We start from the raw sequence: 14,814 nt of genomic DNA, 5'->3' as shown, positions 1-14,814 counted from the left end.
ACATGGCCAAGACCGAAGATTTCAAGGCCAAGACCGACGACCAGCTCGCCGAACAGCTTGGCGAACTGAAGCGCGAGGCGTTCAACCTCCGCTTCCAGGCGGCCACCGGCCAGCTTGAAAAGGCCTCACGCGTCAAGGAAGTGCGCCGTTCGATCGCGCGCATCAAGACGCAGCAGACCGAGCGTTCGCGCTCGGCCGCGAAGTAAGGAGACTATCGATGCCGAAGCGCATTCTGACCGGTACGGTGGTGTCCGACAAGGGCGACAAGACCGTCGTGGTGAAGGTCGAACGGAAGGTGAAGCACCCTCTGTACGGCAAGATCATCCGCCGTTCGAAAAAGTATCACGCCCACGATGAGGACAACGCCATCAAGGCTGGCGAAACCGTCCGCATCGAGGAAACGAAGCCGATTTCGAAGCTGAAGACGTGGAAGGTGCTCGACAAGGTCGACACCCACAGCAAGCCCAAGACGGCTGCTGACGCCTAAGCTGAGTTTCACGGAACCGCCGGGGCATCCCGGTAGGCCAAAAAAGAAGGAAATGCATCGATGATCCAGATGCAGTCACAATTGGAAGTCGCTGACAACAGCGGTGCCAAGCGCGTCCAGTGCATCAAGGTGCTGGGCGGGTCGAAGCGTCGTACTGCCGGCGTCGGCGACGTGATCGTCGTGTCGATCAAGGAAGCCCAGCCGCGCGGCAAGGTGAAGAAGGGCGACGTGCATCGCGCCGTCATCGTCCGCACCGCGAAGGACGTGCGCCGCGCCGATGGCTCGGTCATCCGTTTCGACAGCAACGCCGCCGTGCTCGTCAACAAGAACGAGGAGCCGATCGGCACCCGTATCTTCGGCCCCGTCGTCCGCGAACTGCGCGGCCGCGGCTATATGAAGATCATCAGCCTGGCGCCGGAGGTGCTCTGACCATGGCGAACAAGATCAAGAAGGGCGACACGGTTGTCATCCTGTCCGGCAAGGATAAGGGCAAGACCGGCGAAGTGACGCAGAGCCTGCCCAAGGACGGCAAGGTCGTTGTCGCCGGCGTCAATGTCATCACGCGTCACCGCAAGCCGAGCCAGACCAACCCGCAGGGCGGTTTGGAACGCAAGGAAGCGCCGCTGTTCGCAAGCAAGGTTGCGCTGGCCGATCCCAAGACCGGCAAGCCGACGCGCGTTCGTTTTGAAACCAAGGACGGCAAGAAGGTCCGCGTGGCCGTGAAGTCCGGGGAGACGATCAATGGCTGATAACTACACCCCGCGCATGCGCAAGCGCTACGACGACGTGATCGTCAAGGCGATGACCGAGAAGTTCGGTTACAAGAATGCGATGGAAGTGCCGAAGATCGAAAAGATCACGCTCAACATGGGTGTCGGCGAAGCCACGCAGGACAAGAAGAAGGTCGAATCGGCCGCTGCCGAGATGGAACTCATCGCCGGCCAGAAGCCCGTCGTGACCAAGGCGAAGAAGTCGATCGCACAGTTCAAGCTGCGCGAAGGCATGCCGATCGGCTGCAAGGTGACCCTGCGCCGCGAACGCATGTACGAATTCCTCGATCGTCTGATCACGATCGCCATGCCGCGCATCCGCGACTTTCGCGGCGTGTCGGCGACCAGCTTCGACGGCCGTGGCAACTATGCCATGGGCCTGAAAGAGCAGATCATCTTCCCCGAGATCAACTATGACCGCATCGACCAGGTGCGCGGCATGGACGTGATCGTCACCACCACCGCCCGTACGGACGAAGAAGCCCGCGAACTGCTCAAGCTGTTCGGCTTCCCCTTCCCGATCGAAGCGCAGGAAAAGGAAGCCGCCTGATCCCCTCGGGATCTGGCAGGCTCTTTCAAGAAGGAAAGAGAACTTAAGTCATGGCGAAACTGAGTTCGATGAACAAGAACGAGCGTCGCAAGCAGCTGGTGAAGAAGTACGCCGGCCGTTACGCGAAGCTGAAGGCGATTGCGGCGGACACGTCGCTCGACGAGAGCGAGCGTCTGATCGCGCGCCTCAAGATGGCGGAAATCCCGCGCAATGGTAACCCGACCCGCATCCGCAACCGGTGCGAACTCACGGGCCGCCCGCGCGCCTATTATCGCAAATTCCGGCTTTGCCGTATCCAGCTCCGTGATCTGGCCAACAAGGGCCTGATCCCCGGTGTTGTGAAGTCGAGCTGGTAAGGAAGACGCAAGATGGCAATGACCGATCCTTTGGGTGATATGCTCACCCGCATCCGCAACGGCCAGCAGGCGAAGAAGGACAGCGTCCTGACGCCGGCTTCGACGCTGCGTGTCCGCGTTCTCGATGTTCTCCAGCGCGAAGGCTATATCCGCGGCTACAGCGAAGAAGCGCTGGGCGCGAAGGGCCAGCACAAGGGCATCCGCATCGAGCTGAAATATTTCGAAGGCCAGCCGGCGATCCGCCACGTGGCCCGCGTCTCGAAGCCGGGCCGCCGCGTCTATTCGGGTTCGAAAGAACTGCCGATCGTGCGCAACGGCCTTGGCATCACCATCGTGTCGACCCCGCGCGGCGTCCTTTCGGATGCCGAAGCCCGCGAGCATAATGTCGGCGGCGAAGTGCTGGCGGAGGTGTTCTGATGTCGCGCATTGGTAAAAAGGCAGTTTCGATTCCCAGCGGCGTCACCGCCGCGATCGACGGCGGTCAGCTGTCGGTCAAGGGGCCGAAGGGCACGCTCGCGATGCCGCTTTCCGACAACATCAAATATGAAGTCGCCGAAGGCAGCATCTCGGTCCAGCCCGCGAACGCAACCCGCGAAGCACGCGCTTTCTGGGGCATGCAGCGGACGCTGGTCCAGAACCTGATCACGGGCGTGACCGAAGGCTTCACCAAGGTCCTCGAAATCACCGGTGTCGGCTATCGCGCCAACGCCCAGGGCAAGAATCTGAAGCTGCAGCTCGGCTACAGCCACGATGTCGATTACGCGGTGCCCGAAGGCATCGAGATCAAGACGCCGGACAACACGACGATCGAGATCAGCGGTATCGACAAGCAGAAGGTCGGCCAGGTCGCGGCGGAAATCCGCCGTTGGCGTAAGCCCGAACCCTATAAGGGCAAGGGCATCAAATATCGCGGCGAGTACATCTTCCGCAAAGAAGGCAAGAAGAAGTAAGCCATGGCACATCTTACCCCTTTCCAAAAACGCCGCCAGCGCGTTCGTACCGCTCTCCGTCAGCGCGCTGCCGGGCGTCCGCGCCTTTCGGTGCACCGTTCGGGCCGTCACATCTATGCGCAGCTCATCGATGACGCTGCCGGCGCGACGCTGGCTTCGGCCTCGACGCTCGACAAGGATGTCCGCGGCAAGACCGGCGCGACGACTGCGGCTGCTGCCGACGTCGGCAAGCGCCTCGCCGCTGCCGCCAAGAAGGCGGGCGTGACGCAGGTCGTGTTCGACCGCGGCGGTTTCCTGTTCCACGGGCGCATCAAGGCGCTGGCCGACGCGGCTCGCGAAGGCGGATTGGAGTTCTGATTATGGCAGACGAAGTACAGAACGTCGAAGGCGCTCCCGAAGCAGCCCCCACCGATGGCCAGGCCCCGCGCCGCGGCCGTGGCGGCGGCCGCGACGGTGGCCGTGGCGGTCGTGACGGTGGCCGTGGCCGCCGCGACGATCGTCGCCCGCGCGACGAAGAGGGTGGCGAAGAGCTGATCGAAAAGCTCGTCCACATCAACCGCGTCTCGAAGACCGTGAAGGGCGGTAAGCGCTTCGGTTTCGCCGCGCTCGTGGTCGTTGGCGACGGCAAGGGCCGCGCCGGTTTCGGTCATGGCAAGGCGCGCGAAGTGCCCGAAGCCATCTCGAAAGCCACGGCTGCCGCAAAGAAGGCGATGATCCGCGTTCCGCTGCGCGACGGCCGCACGCTGCATCATGATGGCCGCGGTCATTTCGGTGCCGGCAATGTGACGCTGCGTTCGGCACCCGCCGGTACCGGCATCATCGCCGGTGGCCCGATGCGCGCCGTGTTCGAATCGCTGGGCGTGGCCGACGTGGTGACCAAGTCGGTCGGCACCTCGAACCCCTACAACATGATCCGTGCGACCTTCGAAGCGCTCGGCGAACAGACCAGCCCGAAGTCGGTTGCGCAGCGTCGCGGCAAGAAGGTTTCGGACCTGATCAAGCGTGGCGGTTCGTCCGACCGCGCAGCCGAGGCGGAAGCCGCGGCGGTGACGGAGTAAGACGATGGCCGACAAGAAGATCAAGATCCGCCAGATCGGTTCGCCGATCCGTCGTCCCAAAAGCCAGCGTGCGATCCTGACCGGCCTCGGCCTGGGCAAGATGCACCGCGAGGTCGAACTGGTCGACACCCCCGAAGTGCGCGGCATGATCCGCAAGCTTCCGCACATGGTCGAAGTCGTCGAGGGCTGAGCCCCTCGCGACCCGACCCCAATCTATCAGCGCGATAAAAGCGAAAGCGAGTGCAATGACTATCAAGCTTAACGAACTTCGTGACAACAATGGCGCCCGCAAGGGCCGTATGCGCGTCGGACGCGGCATCGGTTCGGGCAAGGGCAAGACCGCCGGCCGCGGCCAGAAGGGCCAGAAGGCCCGCAGCGGCGTCGCGATCAACGGCTTCGAGGGCGGCCAGATGCCGCTCCACATGCGCATCCCGAAGCGCGGCTTCAACAACATCTTCGCGAAGGACTTCGCGATCGTGAACCTCGGTCAGGTGCAGAAGCTGATCGACGAGAAGAAGCTCGACGCCAAGGCGGTTGTCGATCACGCCGCGCTCAAGGCTGCCGGCGTTGCTCGTGGCGGCAAGGACGGCGTCCGCCTCCTCGCCAAGGGCGAACTCACCGCGAAGCTGAACTTCGCCGTTGCCGGCGCGTCGAAGGGCGCGATCGAAGCGGTGGAAAAGGCTGGCGGCAAGGTCGAACTGCCCGAAGCGAAGCCCGAAGGCGACGGCAAGAAGGCCCAGCGCCGCGCCAAAGCCAAGGCGGAATAATCAAGGCAAAGGGGCGGTTCGGAATACGATCCGCCCCTTCGTCGTTTGACGATCCCTTATTTCCCGTTCGATGCGAACGGATGAAGCAGCCGGTATCGACGAGCTGCGTTGCAAAATAGGCCTTTCCCCTTGCGCTTCGCCACCGCCGAACGCACATAGGCGCCGGGTCGCGGGGGGCGCGGTCCGGACTATCCGAGGAATACACCCATGGCCTCTCGCGCCGACCAGCTTGCTTCCAACCTCAATTTTTCGAAGTTCGGTCAGGCGACCGAACTCAAGAACCGCATCTGGTTCACGATCGGCGCGCTGATCGTCTTCCGTTTCCTGTCGTTCGTGCCGCTGCCGGGGGTCGACCCCGTTGCGCTGGCGTCGCTCTACAGCCAGGCCGCATCGGGCGGCGTCCTCGACATCTTCAACACCTTTTCGGGCGGCAGCCTGGAGCGCATGAGCATCATCGCGCTCGGCGTCATGCCCTATATCACGGCGTCGATCGTCGTGCAGCTGGCGGCCGCGCTGTCGCCCAGCCTCGCCGCGCTCAAGAAAGAGGGCGAAAGCGGACGCAAGAAGCTCAATCAATATACGCGCTACGGCACCGTCGCGCTGACCGCGATCCAGGGCTATTTCATTGCCGTCGGGCTTGAATCGCTCGGCGCGAGCCAGGGTATCGCCGCGGTCGTCGACCCCGGCATGATGTTCCGCATCGGTGCGGTGATCAGCATCGTCGGCGGTACGCTCTTCCTGATGTGGCTTGGCGAACAGATCACCAGCCGCGGGATCGGCAACGGCGTGTCGCTGATCATCATGGCGGGCATCCTCGCCCAGCTCCCGCGCAGCTTTGCGCAGATGTTCACACAGGTCCGCGAAGGATCGATGGGCGGCGGCACGATCCTCGCGGTTCTTGGCGGCGCGATCGTCATCATCGCCTTCATCAGCTTCATGGAACGCGCGCAGCGCCGCGTCCTCGTCCAGTATCCGAAGCGCGCGACGCAGCGCGGCGTGATGCAGGCCGACCGCAGCCACCTGCCGCTGAAGATCAACACCGCGGGTGTGATCCCGCCGATCTTCGCCTCCTCGCTGTTGCTGATGCCGCTGACAATCACGCAGATGATGGGGCAGAATGTCCAGGGCGACACCGCGACGGGCGATTTCCTGATCACGCTCAACCAGTATCTCGCGCACGGCCAGCCGCTCTATATGGCGCTCTATGCCGCAGGCATCATCTTCTTCTGCTTCTTCTACGTCGCGGTCGTCTTCAATCCCGAAGAAACCGCCGACAATCTGAAGCGCCAGAATGGTTTCATCCCCGGCATCCGCCCGGGCAAGAACACCGCCGCCTATCTCGACTTCGTGCTCACGCGCATCACGGTGCTGGGCGCGGCCTATCTGGCGGCGATCTGTCTGGTCCCCGAATATTTCATCGCCGGATCGGGGCTGCCGTTCCAGCTCGGCGGCACCAGCCTGCTGATCATCGTCAACGTGACGATCGACACGATCAGCCAGATCCAGAGCCACATGCTCGCGCATCAATATGGCGACCTCATCAAGAAGGCCAAATTGAAGGGCGGCGTTGCGCGGCGCTGATAGCGCCGCTAGGCGATTCTCTCACAGGGCAGGGGAAACAGGGGTCTTCATGACGCTGAATATCATTTTGCTTGGGCCGCCGGGAGCGGGCAAGGGAACGCAGGCGGTGCGCCTCGAGGATGAGCATGGCATGGTCCAGCTCTCGACCGGTGACATGCTGCGCGCGGCGGTCAAGGCGAGCACACCGATCGGGCTGCAGGCGAAAGCGGTGATGGACGCGGGCGAACTCGTCTCGGACGAAATCGTCTCGGGGCTGATCGGCGAACGGCTCGATCAGCTCGGCGCCGATGTCTCGGTCATCTTCGACGGCTATCCGCGCACCGCGGCGCAGGCCGAGGCGCTCGACACGATCCTGTCGGCACGCGGCCGCAAGCTCGACCATGTGATCGAGCTGCAGGTCGAGGAAGACGCTCTCGTCGACCGCATCACCGGCCGCTTCAGCTGCGCTAAATGCGGTGCGGGCTATCATGACCGTTACAAGCTGCCCAAGGTGGACAATGTTTGCGACGTTTGCGGCAGCGACGAATTCAAGCGCCGTCCGGACGACAATGAGGAAACCGTGCGCACGCGCATGGCCGAATATCGCGCCAAGACCGCACCGATCCTTCCGATCTACGAAGCGCGCGGTATTGTGACGCACGTCGACGGGATGGCGCCGATCGATCAGGTCAACGACGCGATCGAAACGATCCTCGCGAGCTGAGGCTAGTCAGTGCCCCCGGCGCCGGTTATTGAGGCGTCAGGGGGAACAGGCTGATGGCAATTTCCAGATATCTTGCGGTCGCCGCCGTCATCGGGGCGCTCGCGTTCGCGCCGATAGCGGCCGCGAAAGTCGTCGACCAGAGCGAGGCGGGCTTTGCCGTCGCACACACGGCGCAGGTCGCAGCGACGCCCGCCGACGTGTGGAAAATGCTCCGCATGCCGCAAAGCTGGTGGTCGAAGGACCATAGCTGGTCGGGCGACGCCGCGAACTTCTGGCTCGACCAGCAGGCCGGCGGCTGTTTCTGCGAGAAATTGCCCGATACGGGGGGCGGTGTCGGCAGCGTCCAGCACGCGCGCATCCTCTTTGCGAAACCGAACCAACTCCTTCGTCTCTCCGGCGCCTTTGGCCCGCTACAGGGCGAGGCGCTGAACGGCACACTGACGATCCAGATCAAGGAGACGCCGACGGGCAGCGCGCTGCGCTTCGATTATGTCGTCGGCGGTTATATGCGCTTTAAGGTTGCCGATATCGCACCGGCGGTCGACAAGGTGATCGGCGAGCAGCTTCTCGGCCTTGCCAACGCGCTCGGCGGCGCGCTGCCGCCGACGCGCGACGAAAAGGCGGCTGAAAAGCCGAAGGCCGACGCGCAGCCAAAGGACGAACCGGGGCTCGATGCGGCGGTTGCCGACTTGGTCGACAAAGAGCCGAAACCGGCTCCCGAAGAACGTTAGGCGTCTGGCTTTCCGCGCAATTTTGCGAGCGCCGCAAACGGGCCGGCCGCCTCTTCGCTGAGGACCCCCTTTTCGGCGAGAATGCGCGCCGCGTCGGGGTGGCGGGGGAAAGGATCGAGCGCCAATGAAAGCGTCTGCACCGCGACTTCGCCGAGGTCAATCCGGTCGCCCTCGAGCGGCAGCAGGTCGAGATCCTCGCTGCCGATCTCTATTTCGTCATCTTCGCTCGCGGGCGCATCCACATCGCGCAGGAAACGGAGATCGAAGGCTTCGGCGAGCGTCGCGGGGACGGGCAGGTCGGTCGCGGCGCAGGCCTGCACGACTTCGGCGCCGACCTCGCCCTTCGCCGCGATGCCGCCGGCAATCGCGTGGACTTCGGCGGTGAGCGAGAAGCGGTCGAGCGCGACGAGGCCGAGCCGGCGCGCGATAGCCTTGCGCGCATCGGCGTCGGCCTCGACCGCGATGGCGCGGCCATGCGCGGCATCGGCGAGCGTCACGATCAGCGGGAATTCGGATGCGGTCATGGCCGCGCTCCATCCAGCCGATCGGCGGCGATGAGTTCGGACACCGGGGTCGCCGCCAGCCGGCTCCGCAGCGCCGCGACCTCGGTCATCACATGTGCGATTCCCGCTTCGGTGGGTTCCGCCCCGCGCCACAGGTTGCGGACTAGCGCGCCGCGCAATTCGTTCGACCCGTCGGCGGCGCGATAGGCGCCGAGCCGACCCCCGAGCGCGCTCATCATCCGGCCGACCTGCTTGCCGACCACCATGTCGCCAAAGCCGATCTGGCGCATCTGGCCGTCCATGTCGTTGACGAACAATTCGGTGAGCTGGACGCCGGCAATTCCCTGCGCCGGATCTTCGTCGATCCGGTGGAGGACGAGCGCCAGCACAAGGCTGATCATGTCGAAACGTCCGTCGAGCGTGTCGGGAACGGTGCCTTCGGCATACCAGTGCGGGGCGCGTGCGGTGGCGACGACCGCGTTCCACAGCGGACGGCGTGCCTCGCGCGGATCGGGCTGCGGACGAAAGATGTTGCGGAGCGAGAACATGGGTTCCGCTTAGGCGCATTCGTGCCGCCGGAAAAGAGGCGCAAACGCACCGGCTGGCTCGATGCTCCGGTCAGCTTGTGGCAAGCTTTGCCGCGGCACAAGCGGCTTGTGCGCGCTATCCGCTTGCGGTTAAGAGGCGCGAGAGCCAGCGCCGACCGCCGGAGATGCGGCGGACAGGCGCAACGGAGATATTTGATGCCGAATTCGATCCTTTCGTTTCCTGCCCGGCGCACGCGCCTCGTCGTGCTCGGCCTCGCCGTCGCCCTGACTGTTAGCGGCTGCGCGCAGCTCAAGGGACGACAGGGCTATGTCGTCGACCCGCTGCTGACCGAAGCGATCACGCCCGGTGTCGACAACCGCGAATCGGTGGAAAAGACGCTCGGCCGCCCGACCTTCGTCGGCCAGTTCAGCAACAATGAATATTATTATGTGTCGCGCGAAACGCGCCAGCTCGCTTTCGCCAAGCCGCGCCCGGTCGAACAGCAGGTGTTGCGCGTCCGTTTCGATGCCGCCGGCAACGTCGCCGCGGTCGATCGCACCGGCCTCGAACTGGTGAGCAAGATCAGCCCCGAAGGCGACAAGACGCCGACGCTCGGCCGTCACCGCAGCTTCTTCGAAGATATCTTCGGCAATATCGGCGCGGTTGGCGCGCCGGGTGCGGGCGCACCGGCAGGCCGGTAAAGCCCGAAGGCACGGCAACGGACAAAAAAGCGGCGGTGCCCCCAGGGCGCCGCCGCTTTTTTCTTATTGCGCGATTCCGCCCGCCGCGAGCACCGCGAGCGTCACGAGATCCGATGCGGTCGACGCCATCGTTGCGACCTGCACCGGCTTTTCCATGCCGACGAGCATCGGGCCGATCACCGCGCCGCCGCCGAGCTCGCGAAGCAGCTTGGCCGACAGGTTCGCCGATTGGAGTCCCGGCATGACGAGCACGTTCGCCGGTCCCGACAGGCGGCAGAAGGGATAATTCTTCATCACCTTTTCGTTGAGCGCGACGTCGGGCGCCATTTCGCCTTCATATTCGAACGCGGGTTTGCGCTGGTCGAGGATCGACACCGCCTCGCGGATGCTTTCGAGCCAACTTCCTTCGGGGTTGCCGAAGGTCGAATAGGAGAGGAAGGCGACGCGCGGTTCGTGGCCCATGCGCCGCGCGACCTGCGCGGTGCGTTCGGCGATATCGGCAAGCATTTCGGCGGTCGGCCGCTCGTTGACCGTCGTGTCGGCCATGAAGATGGTGTGATGCTGGTCGACGAGGACGTGGATGCCGAAGGGCGTCTTGCCCTCGGCATGGTCGATCACGCGCCGGATCTCGCGCATCGTCTGCGAATAGGTGCGCGTCGTGCCGGTGATCATCGCATCGCCGAGCCCCATTTTGAGCAGCAGCGAGCCGAAGATGTTGCGATCGCGGTTGACCATGCGCTCGACGTCGCGGCGGAGATATCCGCGGCGCTGCAGCCGCTCGTAGAGCAAGTCGACCATCTGCGGCACATGCGGCGAATTGACGCTGTTGTGGACCTCGAAGCTTTCGGCGTCGGCGACGCCCATCGCGCGCAGCTTGTCGTGCAGCCCCTCGCGTCCGACGAGCACCGGGATGCCGTAACCGCCGTCGCGGAACTGGATTGCGGCGCGCAACACGGTTTCTTCTTCGCCCTCGGCAAAGACGACGCGCTTCGGATTGTTGCGCGCGGCTTCATAGGCGAGCGTGAGGACCGAGGTCGTCGGGTTGAGCCGGGCACGGAGTTGGGTGCGATACTCATCGACATTCTCGATCGGCCGCTGTGCGACGCCGGTCTTCATCGCAGCTTCGGCGACCGCCGCGGGTACGATTTCCATCAGGCGGGGATCGAAGGGCGAGGGGATGATATATTCGGGGCCGAAACTCGATGCCCGCCCGCCATAGGCCGCGGCGACTTCCTCGGGCACCTGTTGGCGCGCGAGGTCGGCGATCGCATAGGCTGCGGCGATCTTCATCTCTTCGTTGATCGCGGTCGCATGGACGTCGAGCGCGCCGCGGAAGATGAAGGGGAAGCAGAGCACATTGTTGACCTGATTCGGATAGTCCGAGCGTCCGGTCGCGATGATCGCGTCGGGCCGCGCCGCGCGGGCGTCGGGCGGCGAGATTTCGGGATCGGGGTTCGCCATCGCGAAGATGATCGGCGCCGGCGCCATATCCTTCACCATCTCGGGCTTCAGCGCGCCGGCGGCCGAAAGGCCGAGGAACACGTCGGCGCCGACGAGTGCTTCGGTCAGGTCGCGGGCTTCGGTCGGCACCGCATGCGCCGATTTCCACTGGTCCATGCCGTCGGTGCGGCCCTGATAGATGGTACCCTTGCGGTCACACATGATGACATTCTCATGTTTGACGCCCATCGCCTTGATCAGCGCGGTGCATGCGATCGCCGCCGCGCCGGCGCCGTTGACGACGACCTTCACCGTCGAAAGGTCGCGTCCCGTCAGGTAACAGGCGTTGATCAGCCCCGCGGCGGTGATGATCGCGGTGCCGTGCTGGTCGTCATGGAATACGGGGATGTTCATGCGTTCTTTGAGCGCGGCTTCGATGATGAAGCAGTTGGGTGCGGCGATATCCTCGAGGTTGATGCCGCCGAAACTCGGCGCGAGCAGTTCGACCGCCTCGATGAAGCGTTGCGGATCTTCGGTGTCGACCTCGAGGTCGATCGAATCGACGTCGGCAAAGCGCTTGAACAGCACCGCCTTGCCTTCCATCACCGGCTTCGATGCAAGCGCGCCGAGGTTGCCGAGCCCGAGGATCGCGGTGCCGTTCGAGATCACCGCGACGAGGTTACCCTTGACCGTATAGTCATAGGCGGCCGCCGGATTTTCGGCGATCGCCTTTACAGGGACCGCGACACCGGGCGAATAGGCAAGGCTGAGGTCGCGCTGCGTCGCCATCGGTTTCGACGCGACGATCTCGATTTTCCCGGGACGGCCATATTCGTGGTAAAGCAGGGCCTCGCGATCCGAAAACTGCACCTTGCTGCCGCTGTCCATCATCAATCCCCTAACAAAACTCTACTCAGACGCGCGCCCGAGCCCATTCCCTAGCGTCGCCAAGCGGAAATGGAACCCGCGAATCGCGCGGCGTCGCTTGCCACGGGCCCATATCCGTCCCTAAGCATGTCCTATGCCTGCTACCGCCCGCTCCGCCGCCAATTCAAACAGTCCCGCGCCCGCCGCAACGCCGATGATGGCGCAATATTGGTCGCTCAAGGCCAAAGCGGGCGATTGTCTGCTCTTTTATCGTATGGGCGACTTTTTCGAACTGTTCTTCGACGATGCGAAGGCTGCTGCGTCGACGCTCGACATCGCGCTGACGTCGCGCGGCGAACATGATGGGCAGCCGGTGGCGATGTGCGGCGTGCCGGTGCACGCTGCCGAATCCTATCTTGCGCGGCTGATCCGCGCGGGTCACCGCGTCGCGATCGCCGAACAGGTCGAGACCCCGGCTGAGGCGAAAGCGCGCGGCGGGTCGAAGGCGCTCGTCGCGCGCGACATCGTGCGCTTCGTCACCGCAGGCACGCTGACCGAGGAGAGCTTGCTCGAAGGGCGGAGCGCAAACCGGCTCGCGGCGCTGGCGCAGATCGGCAGTGACGGCGAGGTCGCGATTGCCGCCGCCGATATCTCGACCGGGCGTTTCGAGGTCGTCGCGGTGCCGGCACTGGCGGTCGATGCCGAACTCGCCCGGCTCGCACCATCGGAGCTGCTGCTCAGCGAGGCGGCCGATGAGTTACCGATTTCGTCGGCGCGCCAGATCGTCCGCCGTCCGGCATCGGATTTTTCGAGCACGAGCGCGCAGAAACGCCTCGAAAGCTTCTTCGGCGTCCAGACGCTCGACGGTTTTGGTCAGTTTTCGCGTGGCGAGGTTGCGGCGATGGGCGCGCTTGTCGCCTATCTGGACCATGTCGGGACCGGCGGGCCGACCTTCCTCCAGCCCCCGTTACGCCACCTCGCGTCGGGACGGATGGCGATCGACGCCGCGACGCGCGAGAGCCTCGAGCTTGTTCGCACGATGGCGGGCGCGCGCGACGGCAGCCTGCTTGGTACGATTGATCGCACCGTCACCGCGGCGGGCGCGAGGCTGCTCGCCGACGATATCGCCAGCCCGCTCACCGACAAGGGCGCGATTCTTGACCGGCTCGATCTTGTCGATGGGCTCGCACGCGACGCCTTGTGGCGCGGCGAGCTGCGCGCGGCGCTGCGGGCGCTGCCCGATGCCGGGCGCGCGCTCGGCCGCCTCGTCGCTGGACGCGGCGGTCCGCGCGACTTGGCGCAGCTTCGCGACGCGCTCGGCGGCGCGCGGCTCTTGCGCGAACATCTGGCGCGCCGTGCCGACCTGCCGCCATTGCTCGCACGGTTGCTTCCCGGGCTCGACGGGCATGGTGCGCTCGTCGACGAACTGACGCGCGCGCTGATCGAAACCCCGCCGGTCGACGCCGCACAGGGCGGTTATGTCGCCGAGGGCTATGATCATGCGCTCGACGCGCTGCGCGAAACCGCGCGCGACGGGCGCAAGGCGATCGCCGCGCTCGAGGCCGGTTATCGCGACCGTACCGGCATCGCCTCGCTCAAGATCCGCCACAACGGCGTGCTCGGCTATCATGTCGAAGTGCCCGCGAAGCATGCCGATGCGCTGATGGCGCCCGAATCGGGCTTCACCCACCGCCAGACGCTCGCGGGTGTTGTGCGCTTCAACTCGTCGGACCTTCACGAGGCCGCGAGTCGCGTGACCCAGGCCGGCGTCCACGCGGTCGCTGCCGAAGCCGCGCATCTCGAATCGCTCACCGACGCAGCGATCGCGCGGCGCGAGGCAATCGCGGCATCGTGCGACGTGCTCGCGCGGATCGACGTTTCCGCCGCGCTTGCCGACCATGCCATGAGCCATAACTGGTGCCGTCCCGACCTTGTCGACACACCCTGCCTCGACGTGACCGGCGGGCGCCATCCGGTGGTCGAGGCAGCCCTCGCGAAATCGGGCGAACGCTTCGTCCCCAACGATGTGGCCTTGTCCGAACGCGATCGGCTCTGGCTCGTCACCGGCCCGAACATGGGTGGTAAATCGACTTTCCTGCGCCAGAATGCGCTGATCGTCGTGCTCGCGCAGGCGGGCGGGTTCGTGCCCGCCGCGGCAGCGAAACTCGGGCTCGTCGACCGGTTGTTCAGCCGCGTCGGGGCGAGCGACAATCTCGCGCGCGGACGCTCGACCTTCATGGTCGAGATGGTCGAGACCGCAGCGATCCTTGCACAGGCAACGCCGCAAAGCTTCGTGATTCTCGACGAGGTCGGGCGCGGTACTTCGACCTATGACGGGCTCGCGCTCGCCTGGTCGGTGGTCGAGGCGGTGCATGAGGTGAACAAGTGCCGCTGCCTGTTCGCGACACATTATCACGAGCTAACGCGGCTCGCCGAAACGCTGAATGCGCTCTCGCTCCACCATGTGCGCGCGCGCGAATGGCAGGGGGATCTCGTCCTGCTCCACGAAGTCGCCGAAGGCCCTGCCGACCGCAGCTACGGCCTCGCGGTTGCGCGCCTCGCGGGGGTTCCCGCGGGCGTCGTCAAGCGCGCCGAGGCGGTGCTCGCCAAGCTCGAAGCGGGGCGCGAGGCGACCGGCGGGCTCGCCGCCGGGCTCGACGACCTGCCACTTTTCGCAGCCACGCTTGCCGAAGCGCCCGCGGCGGTGAAGGACGCGCTGCGCGAAGCGCTGGGCCAGATCGATCCCGATGCGCTTGCGCCGCGCGAAGCGCTCGATGCGCTTTATGCGCTGAAGCGGTTGATGGCGGACGAATAGGGTGGGG

The 14,814-nt window shown here is 64.9% G+C and carries 20 protein-coding genes; 17 read left to right on the top strand and 3 right to left on the bottom strand.

What is annotated here, in order from left to right; genetic code table 11:
* Positions 1 to 2 precede the first annotated feature (2 nt).
* From rpmC to VGN62_RS18410, 15 genes are all read left to right on the top strand, one after another.
* Positions 3 to 206, top strand: coding sequence for a 50S ribosomal protein L29 (gene rpmC, locus VGN62_RS18480; protein ID WP_054589693.1), 204 nt, complete (start codon positions 3 to 5; stop codon positions 204 to 206).
* 11 nt (positions 207 to 217) lie between these two features.
* On the top strand, positions 218 to 487 hold the full coding sequence (gene rpsQ / locus VGN62_RS18475) for a 30S ribosomal protein S17 (RefSeq protein WP_039578283.1): 270 nt from the start codon (positions 218 to 220) through the stop codon (positions 485 to 487).
* A 60-nt stretch (positions 488 to 547) separates the two neighbouring features.
* Positions 548 to 916 (top strand): 50S ribosomal protein L14, encoded by a 369-nt coding sequence (gene rplN, locus VGN62_RS18470; RefSeq protein ID WP_011543078.1) that lies wholly within the window; start codon positions 548 to 550, stop codon positions 914 to 916.
* Between the two features lie 2 nt (positions 917 to 918).
* Positions 919 to 1,236, top strand: coding sequence for a 50S ribosomal protein L24 (rplX, locus tag VGN62_RS18465; protein WP_037556376.1), 318 nt, complete (start codon positions 919 to 921; stop codon positions 1,234 to 1,236).
* On the top strand, positions 1,229 to 1,807 hold the full coding sequence (rplE, locus tag VGN62_RS18460; protein WP_137892237.1) for a 50S ribosomal protein L5: 579 nt from the start codon (positions 1,229 to 1,231) through the stop codon (positions 1,805 to 1,807). The genes rplX and rplE overlap by 8 nt, the downstream gene beginning before the upstream one ends.
* A gap of 50 nt (positions 1,808 to 1,857) precedes the next feature.
* Complete coding sequence (gene rpsN / locus VGN62_RS18455) at positions 1,858 to 2,163, top strand: 30S ribosomal protein S14 (RefSeq protein ID WP_293645745.1); 306 nt, start codon at positions 1,858 to 1,860, stop codon at positions 2,161 to 2,163.
* Positions 2,164 to 2,175: 12 nt separating this feature from the next.
* Complete coding sequence (gene rpsH, locus VGN62_RS18450; RefSeq protein WP_054589697.1) at positions 2,176 to 2,580, top strand: 30S ribosomal protein S8; 405 nt, start codon at positions 2,176 to 2,178, stop codon at positions 2,578 to 2,580.
* The gene (gene rplF, locus VGN62_RS18445; RefSeq protein WP_327456610.1) at positions 2,580 to 3,113 is read left to right on the top strand and encodes a 50S ribosomal protein L6; all 534 of its coding nucleotides are present in this window, start codon (positions 2,580 to 2,582) and stop codon (positions 3,111 to 3,113) included. Before rpsH ends, rplF begins: the two co-directional genes overlap by 1 nt.
* Positions 3,114 to 3,116: 3 nt before the next feature.
* The gene (rplR, locus tag VGN62_RS18440) at positions 3,117 to 3,470 is read left to right on the top strand and encodes a 50S ribosomal protein L18 (protein ID WP_293645749.1); all 354 of its coding nucleotides are present in this window, start codon (positions 3,117 to 3,119) and stop codon (positions 3,468 to 3,470) included.
* A 2-nt stretch (positions 3,471 to 3,472) separates the two neighbouring features.
* Positions 3,473 to 4,171, top strand: coding sequence for a 30S ribosomal protein S5 (rpsE, locus tag VGN62_RS18435; RefSeq protein ID WP_327456605.1), 699 nt, complete (start codon positions 3,473 to 3,475; stop codon positions 4,169 to 4,171).
* A 4-nt stretch (positions 4,172 to 4,175) separates the two neighbouring features.
* The gene (rpmD, locus tag VGN62_RS18430) at positions 4,176 to 4,361 is read left to right on the top strand and encodes a 50S ribosomal protein L30 (protein WP_037515666.1); all 186 of its coding nucleotides are present in this window, start codon (positions 4,176 to 4,178) and stop codon (positions 4,359 to 4,361) included.
* 55 nt (positions 4,362 to 4,416) lie between these two features.
* A complete protein-coding gene (gene rplO, locus VGN62_RS18425; RefSeq protein WP_327456602.1) occupies positions 4,417 to 4,938 on the top strand; it encodes a 50S ribosomal protein L15 in 522 nt (173 codons plus the stop codon).
* Between the two features lie 207 nt (positions 4,939 to 5,145).
* Positions 5,146 to 6,519, top strand: coding sequence for a preprotein translocase subunit SecY (gene secY / locus VGN62_RS18420; RefSeq protein ID WP_327456600.1), 1,374 nt, complete (start codon positions 5,146 to 5,148; stop codon positions 6,517 to 6,519).
* Between the two features lie 55 nt (positions 6,520 to 6,574).
* Entirely contained in the window at positions 6,575 to 7,222 is a 648-nt protein-coding gene (locus VGN62_RS18415; protein WP_327457027.1) for an adenylate kinase, read from the top strand.
* A 53-nt stretch (positions 7,223 to 7,275) separates the two neighbouring features.
* Positions 7,276 to 7,953: a hypothetical protein gene (locus VGN62_RS18410; protein ID WP_327456598.1), complete on the top strand. Its 678-nt coding sequence runs from the start codon at positions 7,276 to 7,278 to the stop codon at positions 7,951 to 7,953.
* On the opposite strand, the gene VGN62_RS18405 is transcribed toward VGN62_RS18410, so the two are convergent.
* Both VGN62_RS18405 and VGN62_RS18400 read right to left on the bottom strand, forming a co-directional pair.
* Positions 7,950 to 8,477: a DUF177 domain-containing protein gene (locus VGN62_RS18405; RefSeq protein WP_327456596.1), complete on the bottom strand. Its 528-nt coding sequence runs from the start codon at positions 8,475 to 8,477 to the stop codon at positions 7,950 to 7,952. The two genes, VGN62_RS18410 and VGN62_RS18405, sit on opposite strands and share 4 nt — an antisense overlap.
* A complete protein-coding gene (locus tag VGN62_RS18400; RefSeq protein ID WP_327456594.1) occupies positions 8,474 to 9,004 on the bottom strand; it encodes a ubiquinol-cytochrome C chaperone family protein in 531 nt (176 codons plus the stop codon). Before VGN62_RS18400 ends, VGN62_RS18405 begins: the two co-directional genes overlap by 4 nt.
* 195 nt (positions 9,005 to 9,199) lie before the next feature.
* Between VGN62_RS18400 and VGN62_RS18395 the strand changes: the two genes are divergently transcribed.
* The gene (locus VGN62_RS18395) at positions 9,200 to 9,685 is read left to right on the top strand and encodes an outer membrane protein assembly factor BamE (protein WP_327456592.1); all 486 of its coding nucleotides are present in this window, start codon (positions 9,200 to 9,202) and stop codon (positions 9,683 to 9,685) included.
* A 63-nt stretch (positions 9,686 to 9,748) separates the two neighbouring features.
* Here VGN62_RS18395 and VGN62_RS18390 read toward each other — a convergent pair whose 3' ends face one another.
* Entirely contained in the window at positions 9,749 to 12,013 is a 2,265-nt protein-coding gene (locus VGN62_RS18390) for an NADP-dependent malic enzyme (RefSeq protein WP_327456590.1), read from the bottom strand.
* A 133-nt stretch (positions 12,014 to 12,146) separates the two neighbouring features.
* Between VGN62_RS18390 and mutS the strand changes: the two genes are divergently transcribed.
* On the top strand, positions 12,147 to 14,807 hold the full coding sequence (mutS, locus tag VGN62_RS18385) for a DNA mismatch repair protein MutS (protein ID WP_327456588.1): 2,661 nt from the start codon (positions 12,147 to 12,149) through the stop codon (positions 14,805 to 14,807).
* Positions 14,808 to 14,814: the final 7 nt, after the last annotated feature.

The sequence above is a fragment of the Sphingopyxis sp. genome (assembly GCF_035998905.1).
In the GTDB taxonomy this organism is placed as follows: Bacteria; Pseudomonadota; Alphaproteobacteria; order Sphingomonadales; family Sphingomonadaceae; genus Sphingopyxis.
The sequence above is the reverse complement of the archived record's forward strand: the minus strand, read 5'-3'. Positions and strand labels throughout refer to the sequence as shown.